The sequence below is a fragment of the Falsirhodobacter deserti genome (assembly GCF_004015795.1).
Taxonomy (GTDB): Bacteria; Pseudomonadota; Alphaproteobacteria; order Rhodobacterales; family Rhodobacteraceae; genus Falsirhodobacter; species Falsirhodobacter deserti.
The window spans coordinates 434,340-452,279 of sequence record NZ_ML137218.1 but is presented as its reverse complement, the minus strand read 5'-3'; the positions used below and the strand labels follow the sequence as shown (position 1 = coordinate 452,279).

General features: G+C 64.5%; 15 protein-coding genes and 1 pseudogene. 5 read left to right on the top strand and 11 right to left on the bottom strand.

The genetic code is table 11. The annotated features are described in order from the left end of the window. Positions 1 to 25: 25 nt before the first annotated feature. Positions 26 to 1,594, bottom strand: a complete 1,569-nt coding sequence (locus tag JX25_RS02285; RefSeq protein ID WP_128253500.1) for a PHA/PHB synthase family protein — start codon at positions 1,592 to 1,594, stop codon at positions 26 to 28. 56 nt (positions 1,595 to 1,650) lie between these two features. Here JX25_RS02285 and phaZ point away from each other — a divergent pair, with 56 nt between their 5' ends. After that, positions 1,651 to 2,889 carry a polyhydroxyalkanoate depolymerase gene (gene phaZ / locus JX25_RS02280; RefSeq protein ID WP_128253499.1) on the top strand — a complete coding sequence of 413 codons (1,239 nt, stop codon included), beginning with the start codon at positions 1,651 to 1,653 and terminating at the stop codon, positions 2,887 to 2,889. Here the strand turns inward: phaZ and JX25_RS02275 are convergent. Then, a complete protein-coding gene (locus JX25_RS02275; RefSeq protein ID WP_128253498.1) occupies positions 2,880 to 3,203 on the bottom strand; it encodes a 2Fe-2S iron-sulfur cluster-binding protein in 324 nt (107 codons plus the stop codon). The genes phaZ and JX25_RS02275 overlap by 10 nt on opposite strands. A gap of 53 nt (positions 3,204 to 3,256) precedes the next feature. Here JX25_RS02275 and JX25_RS15320 point away from each other — a divergent pair. Then, positions 3,257 to 3,565: pseudogene (locus JX25_RS15320) on the top strand (hypothetical protein); the annotation flags it as partial. A gap of 155 nt (positions 3,566 to 3,720) precedes the next feature. Here JX25_RS15320 and JX25_RS02265 read toward each other — a convergent pair. From JX25_RS02265 to JX25_RS02240, 6 genes are all read right to left on the bottom strand, one after another. After that, complete coding sequence (locus JX25_RS02265) at positions 3,721 to 5,190, bottom strand: DegQ family serine endoprotease (RefSeq protein ID WP_128255146.1); 1,470 nt, start codon at positions 5,188 to 5,190, stop codon at positions 3,721 to 3,723. 183 nt (positions 5,191 to 5,373) lie between these two features. Next, positions 5,374 to 6,249, bottom strand: coding sequence for a protease modulator HflC (gene hflC, locus JX25_RS02260; RefSeq protein WP_128253497.1), 876 nt, complete (start codon positions 6,247 to 6,249; stop codon positions 5,374 to 5,376). Continuing rightward, positions 6,249 to 7,403 carry an FtsH protease activity modulator HflK gene (gene hflK / locus JX25_RS02255; RefSeq protein ID WP_128253496.1) on the bottom strand — a complete coding sequence of 385 codons (1,155 nt, stop codon included), beginning with the start codon at positions 7,401 to 7,403 and terminating at the stop codon, positions 6,249 to 6,251. Before hflK ends, hflC begins: the two co-directional genes overlap by 1 nt. 55 nt (positions 7,404 to 7,458) lie before the next feature. Then, positions 7,459 to 8,817: a glutathione-disulfide reductase gene (gene gorA / locus JX25_RS02250; RefSeq protein WP_128253495.1), complete on the bottom strand. Its 1,359-nt coding sequence runs from the start codon at positions 8,815 to 8,817 to the stop codon at positions 7,459 to 7,461. A gap of 3 nt (positions 8,818 to 8,820) precedes the next feature. Beyond that, positions 8,821 to 9,606, bottom strand: a complete 786-nt coding sequence (gene rpiA / locus JX25_RS02245; protein ID WP_128253494.1) for a ribose-5-phosphate isomerase RpiA — start codon at positions 9,604 to 9,606, stop codon at positions 8,821 to 8,823. 59 nt (positions 9,607 to 9,665) lie between these two features. Next, positions 9,666 to 11,039 (bottom strand): MATE family efflux transporter, encoded by a 1,374-nt coding sequence (locus JX25_RS02240; protein WP_128255145.1) that lies wholly within the window; start codon positions 11,037 to 11,039, stop codon positions 9,666 to 9,668. Between the two features lie 136 nt (positions 11,040 to 11,175). Here JX25_RS02240 and JX25_RS02235 point away from each other — a divergent pair, with 136 nt between their 5' ends. The 3 genes from JX25_RS02235 to JX25_RS02225 all read left to right on the top strand — a co-directional run bounded on the left by JX25_RS02235 (position 11,176) and on the right by JX25_RS02225 (position 14,594). Next, complete coding sequence (locus JX25_RS02235) at positions 11,176 to 11,835, top strand: glutathione S-transferase family protein (RefSeq protein ID WP_128253493.1); 660 nt, start codon at positions 11,176 to 11,178, stop codon at positions 11,833 to 11,835. A 64-nt stretch (positions 11,836 to 11,899) separates the two neighbouring features. After that, positions 11,900 to 13,849 (top strand): DNA topoisomerase IV subunit B, encoded by a 1,950-nt coding sequence (gene parE, locus JX25_RS02230; RefSeq protein WP_128253492.1) that lies wholly within the window; start codon positions 11,900 to 11,902, stop codon positions 13,847 to 13,849. A gap of 37 nt (positions 13,850 to 13,886) precedes the next feature. Then, entirely contained in the window at positions 13,887 to 14,594 is a 708-nt protein-coding gene (locus JX25_RS02225) for a gamma-glutamylcyclotransferase (protein ID WP_128253491.1), read from the top strand. On the opposite strand, the gene JX25_RS02220 is transcribed toward JX25_RS02225, so the two are convergent. From JX25_RS02220 to proS, 3 genes are read right to left on the bottom strand one after another with little or no spacing between them, the layout of a single operon-like run. After that, positions 14,591 to 15,265 (bottom strand): ABC transporter ATP-binding protein, encoded by a 675-nt coding sequence (locus JX25_RS02220; protein ID WP_128253490.1) that lies wholly within the window; start codon positions 15,263 to 15,265, stop codon positions 14,591 to 14,593. The two genes, JX25_RS02225 and JX25_RS02220, sit on opposite strands and share 4 nt — an antisense overlap. Further along, on the bottom strand, positions 15,258 to 16,532 hold the full coding sequence (locus tag JX25_RS02215) for an ABC transporter permease (protein WP_128253489.1): 1,275 nt from the start codon (positions 16,530 to 16,532) through the stop codon (positions 15,258 to 15,260). Before JX25_RS02215 ends, JX25_RS02220 begins: the two co-directional genes overlap by 8 nt. 54 nt (positions 16,533 to 16,586) lie before the next feature. Continuing rightward, positions 16,587 to 17,924: a proline--tRNA ligase gene (proS, locus tag JX25_RS02210; protein WP_128253488.1), complete on the bottom strand. Its 1,338-nt coding sequence runs from the start codon at positions 17,922 to 17,924 to the stop codon at positions 16,587 to 16,589. Positions 17,925 to 17,940 lie beyond the last annotated feature (16 nt).

The window sequence follows — 17,940 nt, the reverse complement described above, 5'->3', positions numbered from 1 at the left end:
ATGAGAGGCTCATCGGCTGGCTCCTTCAGGCTGACCTGTGCGCTTTTGCCGCATCATCTATCACTTCGCCGGCCGAAGGCCAAGTGTCGCACACGTAAGGGCCGGGCGCAGGCCCAAGCCCGCCTTCAAAGGCGGCTGCGTCCGTCATTCCCCCTGCCCTTGCGTCCAGCCATCCGGACCAAAGCGGCCACCACGATCCCGCATGTCGTTCACCCCCAAGATCGAAGCCGTAACGGCCGCTGGCGGGCGGGTTGACGATGCCGGCCACATGCCCCGCCTCTGCCAGCACGAAGGTGCGGTCGGTGCTGGCCGTCATTTCCACCCCCCGCTGGCAGGCCTGCCAGCCGGTGATGTGATCCTTGTCGCAGGCCACGGCGAAGACCGGCAGGCGCAGGTCGGACGGGCGCACCGTTTCATCCAGCACATTTATCCCGTTCACGAAGGCATTTTCCCCATAAAGCCGCCGCAGCAGGTCATGCACCATGCGTTGCGACAGGTTGGTGCCATCTCCGTTCCAGTAAAGCAGATCATGGCGCGGCAGGTTCCGGCCCATCAGGTAGCGTCGCACCGCCGGCCTCCACACCAGTTCGTTCGGGCGGAGGAAGGCAAAGGCGCGGTTCAGGAAGGCGCGGTCCAACACCCCTTCGGCCGCAGCCTGCCGCTGAACGGCAGCGACCATTTCCTCGGCCAGGTACATCCCGATGGGGCCGGGGTTGGAAAAATCGATCAGCGTTGCCATCAACGTGGCCGAGGCGACGGGCGCCTCTCCCCGGCGGCCGAGCACGCCAAGCGCCAGCGCCAGCGCAGTGCCGCCGATGCAGTACCCCGCCGCCTGCACCTGATCGGCCCCCGTCTCCCGCCGCGCCGCAGCGACCGCATCAAGGATGGCCTGCACATGCGCCTCGATCCCCAGATCGCGTTGGGCTGCCTGCGGGTTGCGCCAGCTGATCATGAACACGGTGAACCCCTGCGCCACCAGCCACCGGACCATGCTGTTGCGCGGTTGCAGATCCAGAACGTAAAAGCGGTTGATCCATGGTGGCACGATCAGCAGCGGGCGCGCATGCACTTGCGTCGTCTGCGGGGCGTAACGGATCAGCTCCATCACCTCGGTCCGCAGCACGACCTGCCCCGGCGTCAGCGCCAGATCCCGTCCGGGTAGGTAGCCTGCCGAAAGCGGGATCTGCGGATGGCGCGCAGCTTCAAGATCGGCCAGCAGGTTTTCCATCCCGCGCACAAGGCTGGCCCCCTGGCTGCGCACCGCCTCGGCCTGCGCTTCGGTGTTGGTCATCAGGCTGTTGGCGGGGGAAAGCATCTCGGCCACCTGATCGGCAAGCCAAAGCAACCGCTGGCGTTCGGCATCCTCCAGCCCCGTGGCGGCAAGGGCGATGGCGCGCAACTGGTCGGCAGGGGGATCCTGCACCGCCCCCTGCCCCGTCCATGCAGCAGCGGCCTTGGCAAACAACTCCACCGGTGCGATCAGCGACGGCTCGGGCATCGGGCGGGCGGCAAGCAGCATTGCAATGCGCCCGCAAAGCTGGTTCAGGCGGGCAAGATTGCCTGTAAGCTGATCGGGAACGGGATCCGTTGTCATGCAGCCTCGCCAGGCTTATTCTGCGGCGCGGCATTGGCCGGACCGGAGGGTATGGCATGGAACATACGACAGGGTATGACCTGATGGAAAGCCTGCGCATCACGCAGCGCTGGATGGGGGCCACGGTGTCGGCCATGGCGTCCTATCCCATGCCGGGAACCGCGCAAAACCCGATGGCGGCATGGGCGCAGGCATGGGGCACCGTTGCCGAACGCAGCTTCAGCCGGATGGCGGTGAAGCCGGACTGGGGCATCCGCTCCATCGCGATGGATGACGGCACGGATCACCTTGTCGATATCGAAACACTGAAAGAGCGGGCCTTTTGCAACCTGATCCACTTCAACGTCCGCCGCCGCGCGCCCATGAAACGGCGCGTCCTGCTGGTTCCGCCCATGTCGGGCCATCACGCCACGCTGTGCCGGTCCACGGTGGCCAGCCTGCTGCCCGATGCCGAGGTATTCGTGGCCGACTGGAAGAACGCGCGCGACGTGCCGCTGGCCGAAGGGCGCTTCGACATCGAGGCTTATACCCTTTACCTGACCGACTTCATCCGCCTGCTGGGCCCGGAAACGCATGTCATCGCCATCTGCCAGCCGGCTCCGCTGACGCTTGCCGCCACCGCCTGTCTTGCTGCCGACGATCCCGATGCCCAGCCTGCCGGACTGATCCTGATCGGCGGGCCCATCGATCCCGATGCCGGTCCGACCGAGGTGACGGATTTCGGCCACCGCGTGAACATGGGGCTGCTGGAAGATCGGGCCATCCAGCAGGTCAGCCACAAGTATCGGGGCGCGGGCCGCGCGGTTTACCCCGGCCTGATGCAGCTTGCTGGCTTCATGGCCATCAACCCCGACCGGCACGCGGAATCCTTCACCGACCAGATCCGCCGCGTGGCCGCAGGGGAAGCATCCGATTACGACGCCCATAACCGCTTCTATGACGAATACCTTGCCGTCATGGACCTGCCGGCGGAATTCTATCTTTCCACGGTGGAGCGGATCTTCAAGAACCGCGAGATCGCGCGCAATGCCTTCACACTGGCCGGAACGCCCGTGGATATGGCCTGCATCACCGGCGTTCCCCTTCTGACAATCGAGGGGCAGCGCGACCGGATCACCGCGCCCGGACAATGCGCCGCCGCCCATGATCTGCTGACGGGCCTGCCCCCCGCGCTTAAGGAACGGCACCTGGAACCTGATGCCGGTCATTACGGCATTTTCGCCGGAAAGCACTGGCGGCTGAACATCCGGCCCATCGTGCTGGACTTCATCGACCGCCAGCGCCGTCAGATCTGACGTTCGGGCATCCGCACGACCAGCCCGTCCATCGCATCCGTCACCTTCAGCTGGCAGGTCAAGCGCGAGGTTGCGGGGTCGGGCTGCCATGCGAAATCCAGCATGTCCTCTTCCATCGGGTCTTTGGCGGGCAGGCGTTCCACCCAGCCTGCATCGACGTAGACGTGGCAAGTCGAACAGGCGCACGCGCCGCCGCAATCGGCCTCGATCCCGGGCACGCCATTGTCGCGGGCGCCTTCCATCACGGTCAGGCCGGGCTTCACATCCACCACATGCTCGGTGCCGTTATGTTCGATATAGGTGATCTTCGCCATGGGATCCTCGTGCGTGAATGCCTGCGCCCTGACATAGGGGATACAGCCGCCGGATGCCAGAGAGCGGGCTTCCCGCAGCCCCCGCTTTGCGGCACAACAAGGCACAAAGGAGGCCCCAGATGATCCGCCGCGTTCTTCTTCTTCTGTTACTTGCCGGTTGCGCCAGCTATCCCGACGTGCCCGACCCGCAGAACCCCGTCCTGACCGGCACCCCGAAGGGAGAAGAGCCGGAAGGCCAGTGCTGGGACGGCCCGGACACCGCCCGCATCCGTATCCTGTGCAAGGATGACCTGACGACCGAGCGGGTGACGGAACTGCAGCGTGCCCTTGCCGCCCGCGATCTTTACGACGGCGCGGCGGATGGACGCAACGGCCCCGCAACCCGCGAGGCCGTCCGCAAATACCAAGCCATCTTCGGGCGTGATGACGAGCGACTGACCTGGCCCGCCGCGCAGGCCCTTGGGCTTGTTCCGGTGGAGATGAACGGAAACGGCCGCCCCGAAGGGCGGCCGCGGCATCAGTTCTGCGTGTCTATCGGCAGTGCCACGAAGCGCGGCTGCCCGTCGCGCCGGATCAGCAGCAGGACCGACCGGCGACCTGCGTCGCGTGCGGCGGTGATCTGCGTCTCCAGATCGCCAACGCTCCTGATTGGCTGCTGGTTCGCTTCGGTGATCACGTCGCCGGCGCGCACGCCCTTGGTGAACGCTTCGGACATTTCGTCCACGCCGGTGATGGCAAGGCCCTCGGCGCCGGGGTTGAGGCCCAGTTCCTGCGCCATCTGCGGGTTCAGGGGAGCAACGTTCAGGCCCAGCATCTCGCCTTCGCGATGCTGTTCGGGCGTTGCGCTTCCGCCGCCGCCAGCGCGAGCCTCGGCGTCTTCGCGGCGGCCCAGCGTCACGTTCAGCGTTTGCGTGCGGCCATCGCGCAGCACGGTCACGGGAACGGATTCGCCGATCGGCGCATCGGCAACACGGTTCACCAGATCACGGGTGTCGCGCACCTCTTGCCCGGCGAAGGACGTGACGATATCGCCCGCCTGCATGCCCGCTTCGCGGGCCGGACCTTCGGGCACATCGGTGATCAGCGCGCCTTCGGCCTGTTCAAGGCCGATCGCCTCGGCCACGTCGGGGGTCACGTCCTGGATTTGCACGCCCAGCCAGCCGCGCCGCGTTTCACCAAATTCGCGCAGCTGGTCCACGACCTTCTGCACCACGTTCGACGCCATGGAGAAGCCGATCCCGATGGAGCCGCCATTGGGCGACAGGATCGCGGTGTTCACACCGATGACCTCCCCGTCCATGTTGAACAGCGGCCCGCCAGAGTTGCCGCGGTTGATCGCCGCATCGGTCTGGATGTAATCATCATAGGTGCCCGAAAGGGCCCGGTTGCGCGCCGATACGATCCCGGACGAGGCCGAGAACCCCTGCCCCAGCGGGTTGCCCATCGCCAGCACCCAGTCGCCCACACGCATGTGGTCGCTGTCGCCAAAGGGAACGAAGGGCAGCGGCTCGTCGCTTTGCACCTTCAGAAGCGCAATGTCGGTGCTTTGGTCGGTGCCGACCAGTTCGGCCTTCAGCGTCTTGCCCGAGAACATCTCGATCTGGATGTCATCGGCATTCTCGATCACGTGGTTGTTCGTGACGATATACCCGTCTTCCGAGATGATGAAGCCAGAGCCGAGCGCTTCGGAGCGTCGGGGCTGTTGCGGTTGCTGGCCGCGCGGGTCGATGAAGTCGCGGAAAAGCTCCTCGAACGGCGATCCTTGGGGGAACATCGGGCCGCGTCCGCTGTTGGCCGCGATGGTCGTCGTGGTGGTGATGTTGACAACGGCCGGGCTGATTTCCTGCGCCAGGTCGGCGAAGCTTGCCGGCGCGTCCTGTGCAGCGACCGGCACCGCGGTCAGCGGAAGCGAACCGAATGCAAGAGAACTGGCCACGCTAAGCGCCAGTGCCGAACGGAGGATCTTGCGCTTGCGATTGGAGGACATGACGTTGAACGGCACCCCGTGTTCCTTTCTGGTCTTCAAGCGAACGGACATCATGCCCCTTCGGTTTGTCTGACATGGCAGGTAGGTGGCCTGTGGCGCAATGCAAACACCCGTCGCGCCGCGTAAACAGGGTGTGAGAGATTGTAACAAGAAGAAGGCCACCCGAAGGCGGCCTTGCTGCGATCAGGGTGCGGTGGGACGCGATCCGTCTAGATACCGGAAGAACTGCGAATCCGGCGTCAGCACGATCGATGTATCCTCGGTCGTGAGGGCATTGCGATACGCCTGGAGCGAGCGGGAGAAGGCGAAGAATTCCGCATCCCGCGTGTAGGCTTCGGCAAGGATGCGGTTCCGCTCGGCCTCGGCCTGACCGCGGATCACCTCCGCCTGCGCATTGGCGGCCGAGGTCACCTCGACCACTTCGCGGTCGGCAGCCGCACGGATGCGCTGCGCCGCCTCGTTCCCGCGGGCGATCTCGTCCGCCGCTTCGCGCTGACGTTCGGCGCGCATGCGGGCATAGGTGGCGGCAAGGTTCTGCTGCGGCAGGTCCGTGCGCGTCAGGCGAACGTCGATCACCTCGATCCCGAGACTGGCCGACTGGCGGCGTGCGATGTCGCGGATCTGCACCATCAGCGGGATACGGTCTTCCGACAGAACGCGGTCGGAATTGACGCTACCCAGAACCTCGCGGATGGCGGCCGTCATGATCCGCTCCAGCCGGATCTGGGCGGTGTTGATGCCGCCATTGCCGACGCTTTCACGGAATTCCACCAGATCGATGATGCGCCAGCGGGCGAAGGCATCCACGATCACGCGCCGTTCATCGGCGGGCGTTACTTCCAACGGTTGCGTTTGAAGGCCAAGGATGCGGGCGTCATAGCGCACGACCTCTTGGATCACCGGGATCTTGAAGCCGAGGCCCGGCTCCTCGCGGACGGCCTTCACCTGGCCGAACTGCAGAACCAGCGCCTTTTCACGTTCATCCACGATATAGATGGAGGACAGCGCCGCCACGGCCAACAGGATAAGCGCCGGAAGGATATAGATCGCACGTGCCATCAGTTGGCCCCTCCCTGCTGCTGTTGCTGGTTTTGCGGTTGCGCCTGCCCGCGTCCGAACTGGTCAAGCGGCAGGTAAGGCACAACGCCCCCTTCACCCGTGACGCCGTCAAGGATCGTCTTGCGGGCGCCGGCCAGCACTTCTTCGATGGTTTCCAGATACATCCGTTCACGGGTGACATCCGGCGCGGTGATGTACTGATCGTACACCGAGTTGAAGCGGCTCGCCTCACCCTGCGCGGAGTTCACGGCCTGCGCACGATACGCTTCGGCACCCTCGGTCACGCGGGCGGCTTCACCCCGTGCACCGGCCGTCACGCGGTTGCGATAGGCTTCGGCTTCGTTTTCCAGACGCGCACGTTCCTGCTGCGCGGCCTGCACTTCGCGGAAGCTGTCGATCACCTCGCTTGGCGGGTCAGCGCGGTCGAAGTTGATCCGGATCACGTTGATGCCGGCGTTATAGCTGTCGAGCGTGCCCTGAACCGCACCCAGAAGTTCATTCGCAATCGCACCGCGATCACGGTTGAGGATGGGCGCGAGGTTCGACCGCGCGATGATGTCGCGCATGGCGCTTTCGGCCACGGCGCGGATCGTCTCGCCTGGGTTTTCAAGGTTGAAGAGGAAAGCAGCCGGATCGGACACGTTCCAGACCACCTGGAACGCGATGTCCACGATGTTCTGGTCCTGCGTCAGCATCAGGCCGGTGTCGAAGTCACCCAGCTGTCCGACGCCGATCTCGGTGCTGCGTTCCCCCGTTACCTCCACAACCTCTTTTGTGATCAGCGGCCACGGCGCGAAGTTCAGGCCCGGCTGGCCAATCTTGGAAAACTGTCCAAGGAAAAGCTGGACCGAACGCTGTTCGGGACGAACGGTATAGATGGAGGCAAAGGCCCACATCACCGCCAGCACCACGGCAATACCCAGCACGATCAGGCGCGGCGGCACGCCGCCTGCCCCGCCCGTGGGCGATCCGCCGGTGCGCCCGCCGCGTCCGCCAAGAATGACACGCAGCTGGTCCTGTCCCTTGCGGAACAACTGGTCCACATCGGGGCTGTTGCCTTCCGGCCGGCGCCCACCCTTGTTTTCGTTATTGCGATCGTCGCGCGGATCTTGTCCGCCCCCTCCGCCGCCGCCCCACGGCCCTCCGTTCGACATGAACCCGCTTTCCCTTCTTCACGTTTCCGCCAAATTGGTCATCCTGACCCGAAAATCAAGCTGTCCGGACAGGCTTGCGCAGCGTTACCAGCTCTTCCGAGATGGAGGGATGAACGGCCACGGTGCGGTCGAAATCCTCTTTTGTTGCGCCCATCTTGACCGCGATGCCCGCCAGCTGGATCATCTCGCCCGCATGGGGTGCGACGATATGACAGCCCAGAACAACGCGCGTTTGCGCCGAAACCACCAGTTTCATGAACACACGGTCCTGCCGCCCGGCAAACAGCGTCTGCATCGGCCGGAAGGCGGTGGTGTAAACCTCGATCGGGCACTGCGCGGCGGCATCCTCTTCGGACAGGCCCACGGTGCCGAATTCGGGCTGCGTGAACACGGCCGAAGGAACAAGGTCCCAATCTGCCGTCCGCTTCATGCCGCCAAACACCGTATCGGCAAAGGCATGACCTTCGCGGATGGCGACGGGCGTCAGCGCGATCCGGTCTGTCACGTCGCCCACGGCGAAGATCGAGGGGACGGAGGTCTGGCTGTAATCATCCACGATAACCTCCCCCTTCAGGCCCAGCTTCACGCCGGCACCGGCCAGCCCAAGCGCATCGGTGTTGGGCACGCGGCCCGTGGCATACATCACGACGTCGAATTCTTCGGTCGTGCCGTCGGTGGCGGTTGCCAGGATGCGGCCGCCCTGCTTGTTCAGCTTCACGATGTCGGTGCCGCAGCGGATCTGCACGCCATGCGCCTGCATGTGCGAAGCGATGTGGTTGCGGCATTCGTCATCGAAGCCGCGCAGGATCTGGCTGCCCCGGTAATACTGGTGCGTTTCCACGCCAAGGCCGTTCAGGATGCAGGCGAATTCCGAGGCGATATAACCGCCCCCGACGATCAGCGCCTTTTTCGGCAGGTCCTCCATGTGGAAGACCTCGTTCGAGGTGATGGCAAGGTCCGAGCCTTCGAATTCCGGCACGAAGGGGCGCCCGCCCACGGCGATCAGGATATGCTTGGCGGTGAAGGTGCTACCATCGGCCAGCGCGACCGTATGGGCATCCACCACCGTGGCGCGCTGGTTGAAGGTTTCCACGCCCGCGTTCTTCAACGTGTTGCGATAGGCGCCTTCCAGACGGTCCAGTTCCTTCACAAGGCCGTCGTGAAAGCGCGACCAGTCGAAGCCCTTCACGTCCATGTCCCAGCCATAGACCTGCGCATCTTGCGCCATTTCGCCGTATTCGCTGGCAAAAACCATTAGCTTCTTGGGCACGCAGCCGCGGATCACGCAGGTGCCGCCCATCCGGTATTCTTCGGCCAGTGCAACCTTCGCACCGTGATCCCCCGATGCCACACGTGCCGCGCGCACGCCGCCGGAACCGCCGCCAATGACGAAAAGGTCGTAATCGAATGTCATGGCTCAGCCCTCCAGGTCGGAAAAGATGTTGGCGGGGGCGGCGATATCGACCCGTGCTTCCCCGCTTTGGCCATTGGCCCCGGTGGTTTCCACGCGGCCATCGGCATGGCCGACAAGGACGGTGTCGCAGATGTCGATGAACAAACCGTTTTCCACCACGCCGGCAATGCGGTTGAGGGCCAGAGACAGGCGGGCCGGATCGCCGATCCGCTTCAGGTGCAGATCGAGGATATAGTTGTTTTCGTCGGTGCGCAGCGGCTTGTCGCCATCCATGCGCAGCGTGACCTCGTGGCCCAGGACGTCCTGCCCTGCCAGCGTCTCTTCGATCAGGCGCGCGGTGGCGGACCAGCCGAAGGGGATCACCTCCACCGGAAGGGGAAAGGCCCCCAGCGCGGCGACGCGCTTGGCGGCATCGGCGATCACGATCATCCGGTCGGATGCGGTGGCCACGATCTTTTCCTGCAAAAGCGCCGCGCCGCCGCCCTTGATCAGCGACAGGTTGCTGTCGAATTCGTCTGCCCCGTCGATGGTCAGGTCCAGCCACTTGGCTTCATCCAGCGTCACGACGGTCAGCCCAAGGCTGCGCGCCAGTTCCGCAGTGCGGGTGGAAGTGGCGACGCAGGTAAGCTTCAGTCCCTCCTCGCGAACACGTTCGGCAAGGCAGCGGACCATCCACGCGGCGGTCGATCCGGTGCCAAGGCCGATCTTCATCCCGTCGGTCACGAAATCGACGGAACGTTTGGCTGCGGCGAACTTCGCCTTTTCCATGGGGGACATATCGGTGGGCATGGCGGTCCTTCAGGCAAGCTGTCGATCCCGCTTATAGGCAATGCCCGTCCGGCGCACAATCAGGGGGAGGTCGCGGCCACGGGCGTGGCACCCGGCCGGCCCGGTGCCAGCCGCCAAAAGCGCGTCATCAGCAGGACCGCGGCCACCGCCAGCCCCACCACCAGGCCCAGCCACAGCCCCTGCCCGCCCAGCCCCATCGGAAAGCCCAGCACATATCCAGCCGGCAACCCGATGATCCAATAGCTGATGACGGCCAGCACCATCGGCACCCGCGTATCCTTCAGCCCGCGCAGCAGGCCCAGCGCGATGGCCTGCATCGCATCGGCGAACTGGAACAGCGCCGCCAGCGCCAGAAGGCCGGTGCCATAGGCGATGATGGCGGGCGTGTCGGGTTTGCCATCGAAAAGGAACAGTCCGATGATGGTTTGCGGCAGCGTCAGGTAGATCGCCACCACCACGGCCCCCACCACGACCGAGATGCCGATGGCCACCCGCGCCGCCGTGCGCATGGCCGGAATGTTGCCCTGCCCGTGGAAACGGGCCACGCGGATCGTTGCCGCGCTGGCAACCCCCAGATGGATCATGAAGGACAAGGCCGACACCTCCAGCGCGATCCCGTGCGCCGCCAGTTCCATCGTGCCGATCCAGCCCATCATGATGGCCGTGGCCTGAAACAGCCCCGCCTCGGCCAGTCCGGTCAGGCCGATGGGCGCGCCAAGACGGGCCACCTGCACCAGCGCCGGCCAGTCAGGGCGCCAGAAGCGTGCAAAAAGCTCGTACCGGCGCAGATCGTGCCGGCGCGCGGCATAGCTGCCAAGCACACCCACGTTCAGCGCCTGCACGAACAGGCTGGAAATGGCTGCACCGCGCACACCCATTTCGGGCAGTCCGAAATGCCCGAAGATCAGCGGCCAGCCCACGGCGATGTTCAGCGCCACCGCCGCCAGCGTTGACCACAGCACCACCCGCGTGCGGCCAAGCGCCGCCAGATAGCTTTTCAGCACCATCACCAGCAGCGCGGGGATCATCCCCGCCCCCGCGATGCGCAGGAAATCCTGCGCCAGCTTCGCCACCTCGGGGTTCTGGCCCAGCGCCAGCAGCAACGCGCCAGAGTTCCAGAACAGCGGATAGGTCAGCGCGCCATAGGCGATGGAAAGCCACAGCCCCATGCGCGCGTCGCGCCGCACCTGCGCCTCGTCCCCGCGGCCCAGCGCGGATGCAACCATCGGCATCACCGCCTGCCCGAAGCCTGATCCAAGGATAAAGGTCACGAAGAACAACGAGGTGCCAAGCACCACGGCCGCAAGCTCTTCCACCCCGTACCGGCCCATCATGACCGAATCTGTGACATGCAGCAGCATCTGCGCGATGTTGCTGCCGATCAGCGGCAGGCCCAGCACCAGCGTGGCGCGGATATGGGAAGCTCGGGTCATCTGCATGGGGTGGCTCCTTCTTCATCCGCCTTATGCCTGCGGTGAAACCGGATTGTGAACATGTAAAAATCCGGGCCTTCCGTCTTTCTATGGCCCCCCTATCGTGCTTGGCTGCACCTGCATCGAGGAGAATCCAATGCTGACCATCTATGGCGTCTACCGCTCCCGCACGTCGCGGCCCTTGTGGCTGCTGGACGAGATCGGGATGAACTTCAATCACCTTCCCGTCATTCAGGCCTATCGCCTTCCGGATGCAAGTGCGGCGGATGCCCCCTTCAACACCCGATCGGAGGAGTTTCTGGTCCTGAACCCGCTGGGCCAGATCCCGGTAATGGAAGATGACGGGCTGGTTCTGACGGAATCGCTGGCCATAACGCAGCACCTTGCGCGCAAGTATGGCGGCATGCTGGGCCCGCAGAACGCGGCCGAAGAGGCGTTGATCGGACAATGGAGCCTGACGGCCGCCACTGCCGTGGAAGGCTGCGCACTGGAGATCCTGCAAACGCTGGCGAATGGCGGCGCCGACACGCCGGAGGGGCAGGCCCAGATTTCCATCTGCGCGGAAAAGCTGCGCCGCCCCTTCGCCGTGCTGGAACGGCATCTGGGCGGGCACGAATGGCTGGTCGGCGACCGTTTCACCGTGGCCGATCTGAACATGGCCGAATGCATCCGCTATGCCCAGGGCGTGCCCGCGCTGATCGCGGAGTTTCCGAAGCTGCAACGCTGGCTTCTGCGCTGCCAGGACCGGGACGCCTTCAAGGCCATGATGACCGCGCGCGAGGCGGAACCGGCATAGCAGGGGTGCCCTTGCCGCCCCCCTGCGGTGATGGTCTAATGGCGGGCCACCGAAAGGAATGACGATGCCCGACGATCTGCTGTCCCAGACGCCAGAAACCTATGACGCTTCCTCCATCGAGGTGCTGGAGGGGCTGGAGCCTGTGCGCAAGCGTCCGGGCATGTATATCGGCGGCACGGACGAACGCGCCCTGCACCACCTTGTGGCCGAGGTTCTGGACAACGCCATGGACGAGGCGGTGGCGGGCCACGCCAACCGCATCGAGGTGGAGCTTCATGCCGATCATTCCGTCACCGTACGGGATAACGGGCGCGGCATTCCGGTTGATCCGCATCCCAAGTTCCCAGGCAAGTCGGCGCTGGAGGTAATTCTTTGCACCCTGCATGCGGGGGGGAAGTTCTCCAACAAGGCGTATTCGACATCGGGCGGTCTGAACGGCGTGGGGTCTTCCGTCGTCAACGCGCTGTCGGACCGGATGCGGGTGGAGGTTGCCCGCAACCGGGAGCTTTACGTGCAGGAGTTTTCGCGTGGCGTGCCGCAGGGCCCGGTGGCAAAGGTCGGCCCCGCCCCCAACCGGCGCGGCACCACCGTCACCTTCCATCCGGATGCGGAGATCTTCGGCCACCTGCTTCTGAAACCTTCGCGGCTTTACAAGCTGGTCCGGTCGAAAGCCTACCTCTTCTCGGGGGTGGAGATCCGATGGAAAACCGCCGTCAACGATGGCGAAACGCCGCTGGAGGCGACGTTCCAGTATCCCAACGGCCTTGCCGACTTCCTGAACGAAACGCTGACCGGCACGACCACCTATGCCGATCAGCCCTTCGCCGGGCAGGTCAGCTTCGAGGAAAAGTTCGGCGTGCCGGGCCGGATCGAATGGGCGGTCAACTGGTCCCCCTCTCGGGACGGGTTCATCCATTCCTATTGCAACACGGTCCCCACGCCCGAAGGCGGCACGCATGAAGCCGGGTTCTGGGCCGCGATCCTGAAAGGGATCAAGGCCTATGGCGAGCTGGTGAAGAACCGCAAGGCCGGCGACATCACGCGCGACGACCTGATGGCGGGCGGCTGCGCCCTGATCTCCATCTTCATCCGCGAGCCGTCCTTCGTGGGCCAGACCAAGGACCGCCTTTCCACGGACGAGGCGGCGAAATACGTCGAATCCTCGGTCCGCGACCATTTCGACAACTGGCTGGCATCCGACAAGAAATCCGCGGGTGCGATCCTCGATTTCCTTGTGCTGCGGGCCGAGGAACGGATGCGCCGCCGCGCCGAAAAGGAAACGCAGCGCAAATCGGCCACGAAGAAGCTGCGCCTTCCGGGCAAGCTGACCGACTGCACCGCCAAGAACCGCGCGGGAACCGAACTGTTCATCGTGGAAGGTGACAGTGCGGGCGGATCGGCCAAGGGTGCGCGAAGCCGCGAAACGCAGGCGCTGCTGCCGCTGAAGGGCAAGATCCTGAACGTGCTGGGCGCAGCCTCGGGCAAGCTGAACGACAATGCCGAGATCCGCGACATCTGCGAGGCGCTGGGCGTCGGCATGGGCGCGAAGTTCAATGTCGATGACCTGCGCTATGACAAGATCATCATCATGACCGATGCCGACGTGGACGGCGCACATATCGCCGCCCTGCTGATGACGTTCTTCTTCACGCAGATGCGCCCGCTGATCGATCGCGGGCACCTGTATCTGGCCTGCCCGCCGCTTTACCGCCTGACGCAGGGCGCACGGCGCATGTACGTGGCCGATGATGCGGAAAAGGACAAGTGGCTGAAGAAGGGCCTTGGCGGCAAGGGCAAGATCGACGTGCAGCGCTTCAAGGGTCTGGGCGAAATGGACGCCAAGGACCTGAAGGAAACGACGATGAACCCCGGAACCCGCAAACTTATCCGCGTTTCTATCGACGAGGACAGCGAGGCAGGCGATCTGGTGGAACGCCTGATGGGCAAAAAGCCCGAGCTGCGCTTCCAGTATATTCAGGAAAACGCGAAATTCGTGGAAGAACTGGACGTCTGATCTGGCAATCGGGGCGGGGCGGTGCCATGTCAGGCACATGCCCCGCCTGACCCTGACCGCCGAAGCCGTTCAACGTACCCTGCGCCATGTTCCCGATCCGGGTCCGCACCCGGACTGGACGCCGCTGACCGATGCCGATTACGACGCGCTTGCCGCGCGCATCACCGAAGGCCATGAAGGGCCAATCCCGGTTTTCGCCTATGGCTCTCTGATCTGGAATCCGGGGTTCGAGGTGGGTCCGATCCGCATGGGCGTTGCCCATGGCTGGCACCGCTCCTTCTGCCTGGAGATCCTGCAGTGGCGCGGCAGCCCCGATTGTCCCGGCCTGATGATGGCGCTTGAACGCGGCGGCTCTGCCACTGGCCTGATCATGGAAATCGCCGAGGGGCATGAGGAGGCAAGCCTTCGCGCCCTGCTCAAGCGCGAGCTGGTGGCACGCGAACTGGTGGAGAATGTCCGCTGGATCTCTGTCCGGACCGAACGCGGGATCGAGCGGGCGCTGACCTTCTGGGCAGGGCCGAAGGGGCCGATGGTGGTTTCCCTTCCGATGGAGGTGCAGGCGTGGCGGCTGGCCCATGCTTGCGGCCATGGCGGATCGGGCGCGCAATACCTGCACAACACCGTCCGCAAACTGGAGGAATACGGGCTGCAAGACCGTAACCTTTCCCGGCTGGAACACCTGACCGCCACCGAGATAGCAACCTGGGCCGATCCCGAAAAGATCGGGATGCCGCTGGAAACCTAGTCCAGCCGGCCACCCTCCATCCGCACCACGCGATCCATCCGCGCAGCCAGTTCAAGGTTGTGCGTGGCGATCAGTGCCGAAAGCCCCGTTTCCCGCACCAGCGCCATCAGCGCATCGAACACGCGATCCGAGGTGCCGGGATCAAGATTTCCCGTCGGCTCGTCCGCCAGCAGAAGCCGCGGGCGGTTGGCCAGCGCCCGGCAAAAGGCGACCCGCTGCTGTTCCCCCCCCGACATGGCGGCAGGACGGTGACCTGCGCGATGGCCGATGCCCACATGTTCCAGCAAGGTGATGGCCCGCGCCTCCGCCTCCTTGCGCGAGGTTCCGGCAGCCAGCTGCGGCAGGATGATGTTCTCGGCTGCGGTAAATTCGGGCAGCAGGTGGTGGAACTGATAGATGAAGCCAACCTCGCGGCGCCGTGCTTCGGTCAGGGCGCGATCACCCTTGCCTGCATAATCGGTGCCGCCGATCACGACACGCCCTGCATCCGGCGTATCCAGCAGGCCAGCCATATGCAGCAGCGTCGATTTCCCCGCGCCCGAGGGCGCGACAAGGGCGACCACCTCGCCCTGCCCCACCGTCAGGTCTGCCCCGTCCAGCACCGTGATCGCATTCGGCTTGCCGTGGTTATACCCTTTGCGCAGCCCTTCCAGCACCAGCATCTCATTCATAACGCAGCGCCTCCACGGGGTTCATGCGCGCCGCGCGGCGGGCGGGAAAGATCGTGATGATGAAGGAAAGCCCAAGTGACAGCGACACCGCCGAAAGCACGTCGGCCAGCTGAAGCTTTGCCGGAAGGTGGTAGATGCCGCGGATTTCCGGATCCCAGACCCCGCCACCCGCGAAATAGTTCACGAAGCTGAAGATCGGGTCGATATAGATCGCGAACAGGCAACCCAGCCCAACGCCAAGGGCCGTGCCCACGATGCCCGTACCCGCGCCGCAGATGAAGAACACCCGCAGGATCGACCCTTCGGTCAGCCCCATCGTGCGCAGGATGCCGATATCGCGCCCCTTGTTCTTCACCAGCATGATCAGGCCCGAAACGATGTTCATCGTCGCGATCAGCACAAGGACCGAAAGGATGACGAACATCACGTTGTCCTCCACATCCAGCGCGCGGAGGAAGCTGCCGGCCCCGTCGCGCCATGTCCAAAGCAACCCGTCCGGCCCAGCCGCCTGCGCGATGTCGGGCAGGAATCGGTCCACGCCTTCGGGATCGGTCACCATCACCTCGATCTCGTCCGCCATGCCTTCGCGGTTGAAGAAGCTCTGGGCCTCGGCAAAGGGCATGTAGATGCGCGTCTTGTCGATGTCATAGCGGCCTGCCGTGAAGATATAGACAACCTCGTAGCCGTTCACGCGGGGGCTGGTGCCGAAGGCGGTACGCACGCCGTTGGCACTGGTCAGGCGGATGCGGTCGCCCACCGCCAGCCCCATGTCGCGCGCCATCTGGCTGCCGATAGCAATGCCCTGATCGAACGAGGCGACATCACCGACCCCGCCAGAGCCGACACGGGGGATCGCCTCCAGATCCTCTTGCCGGATGCCGTAAACATCACCAAGGCCGGAAACATCGTTGGCCGAGGCCATGACCTGCCCCTTCACAAGCGGTGCGGCACGGGTCACGCCATCGACACGCGCGATCTGCTGCGACAGCGTGTCGTAATTCTCGAACCCGCGGATGATGCCGCCCTGGTCGGTCACCTGCCCGGCGGAATAGACGGTGACATGTGCATTCGCGCCAAGGATCGTGTCCACGAATTCGGCGCGGAAGCCCGCCCGCACGGACAGCGTGGCGATCAGGGCGAAAACCGCCAGCGTGATGCCGATCAGGCTGATCCATGTCATCACGGATACGCCGCCTTCGGCCCGCCGCGCGCGCAAGTAGCGCCACGCGATCATCCACTCGAATCCCGCGAAGGGTCTGGTCGCCATGTCCGGCCTTTCGTTATTCGAAGAGTGTTCGGGGGGCCGCAGCCCCCCGCCGCATCAGAACCCGGCGTAGATGCTGGCCAGCCGTTCCACGACGACTTCCATGGAAAGCTCCTCGCTTTCGCCGGTGCGGCGCGAGGTCAGTTCCACCTTGCCACCGGAAAGGCCGCGCGGGCCGACGGTGATGCGCCACGGCAGGCCGATCAGGTCCATCGTTGCGAACTTCGCTCCGGCGCGTTCATCGCGGTCATCATAAAGCGGCTCCAGCCCCTTGCCGACAAGCGCCGAATAAAGTGCGTTGCAGGCGCTGTCGGTGGAGGCGTCGCCCTGCTTGAGGTTCACGATGCCCACGTGGAAGGGCGTGACGCCTTCGGGCCAGATGATGCCCTTGTCGTCGTGGTTCGCCTCGATGATGGCGCCCAGCAGGCGGGACACGCCGATGCCGTGGCTGCCCATCTCCACCGGAACGCGGCTGCCATCGGCCGTCACCACCGTGGCGCCCATGGATTCCGAATACTTGGTGCCGAAATAGAAGATCTGCCCCACCTCGATCCCGCGGCCGACGCGGCGGCGGTCTTCGGGAACTTCGGCGAACAGCGCCTCGTCATGGGTTTCGTCGGTGCGGGCGTAAAGGGCGGTGAATTCGTCGCAAACCGCCTGCACGCCGGCACGATCATCCACGTCCACATGGCGCGCCCCAAGCTTCAGATCGGTGACGGCGCTGTCATAGAACACTTCGCTTTCGCCGGTTTCGGCAAGAACAAGGAATTCATGGGTGTTGTCGCCGCCGATCGGGCCAGAGGCCGCGCGCATCGGGATCGCCGTCAGCCCCATCCGCTCATAGGTGCGCAGATAGCTGACCATGTGGCGGTTATATGCATGCAGCGCCGCATCGCGGTCGATGTCGAAGCTGTAGCCGTCCTTCATCAGGAATTCGCGCCCACGCATCACGCCGAAGCGGGGACGAACCTCGTCACGGAACTTCCACTGGATCTGGTACAGCGTCAGCGGCAGATCCTTGTAGCTGTTCACATGGCTGCGGAAGATGTCGGTCACCATCTCCTCGTTCGTCGGGCCATACAGCATCTCGCGGCCCTGGCGGTCCTTGATGCGCAGCATTTCCTGGCCGTAATCATCATACCGGCCGGATTCGCGCCACAGGTCGGCCATCTGAAGCGTGGGCATCAGCAGCGGCACGTGGCCCACGCGGATCTGTTCCTCGTGCACGATCTGCTCGATGCGCTTCAGCACCTTGAAGCCCAGCGGCAACCAGGAATAGATCCCCGCCGCCTGCTGCTTGATCATCCCCGCGCGCAGCATGTAGCGGTGCGAGACGATCTGCGCCTCGGAGGGATTTTCCTTGAGAACGGGAAGGAAATAGCGGCTCAGGCGCATGAATGCCTCATAAGAT

Coding starts and splice junctions, on each gene's coding strand:
- JX25_RS02285 (WP_128253500.1), bottom strand. CDS start 1,594: ATGACAACGGATCCCGTTCCCGATCAGCTTACAGGCAATCTTGCCCGC.
- phaZ (WP_128253499.1), top strand. CDS start 1,651: ATGGAACATACGACAGGGTATGACCTGATGGAAAGCCTGCGCATCACG.
- JX25_RS02275 (WP_128253498.1), bottom strand. CDS start 3,203: ATGGCGAAGATCACCTATATCGAACATAACGGCACCGAGCATGTGGTG.
- JX25_RS02265 (WP_128255146.1), bottom strand. CDS start 5,190: ATGTCCTCCAATCGCAAGCGCAAGATCCTCCGTTCGGCACTGGCGCTT.
- hflC (WP_128253497.1), bottom strand. CDS start 6,249: ATGGCACGTGCGATCTATATCCTTCCGGCGCTTATCCTGTTGGCCGTG.
- hflK (WP_128253496.1), bottom strand. CDS start 7,403: ATGTCGAACGGAGGGCCGTGGGGCGGCGGCGGAGGGGGCGGACAAGAT.
- gorA (WP_128253495.1), bottom strand. CDS start 8,817: ATGACATTCGATTACGACCTTTTCGTCATTGGCGGCGGTTCCGGCGGC.
- rpiA (WP_128253494.1), bottom strand. CDS start 9,606: ATGCCCACCGATATGTCCCCCATGGAAAAGGCGAAGTTCGCCGCAGCC.
- JX25_RS02240 (WP_128255145.1), bottom strand. CDS start 11,039: ATGACCCGAGCTTCCCATATCCGCGCCACGCTGGTGCTGGGCCTGCCG.
- JX25_RS02235 (WP_128253493.1), top strand. CDS start 11,176: ATGCTGACCATCTATGGCGTCTACCGCTCCCGCACGTCGCGGCCCTTG.
- parE (WP_128253492.1), top strand. CDS start 11,900: ATGCCCGACGATCTGCTGTCCCAGACGCCAGAAACCTATGACGCTTCC.
- JX25_RS02225 (WP_128253491.1), top strand. CDS start 13,887: ATGCCCCGCCTGACCCTGACCGCCGAAGCCGTTCAACGTACCCTGCGC.
- JX25_RS02220 (WP_128253490.1), bottom strand. CDS start 15,265: ATGAATGAGATGCTGGTGCTGGAAGGGCTGCGCAAAGGGTATAACCAC.
- JX25_RS02215 (WP_128253489.1), bottom strand. CDS start 16,532: ATGGCGACCAGACCCTTCGCGGGATTCGAGTGGATGATCGCGTGGCGC.
- proS (WP_128253488.1), bottom strand. CDS start 17,924: ATGCGCCTGAGCCGCTATTTCCTTCCCGTTCTCAAGGAAAATCCCTCC.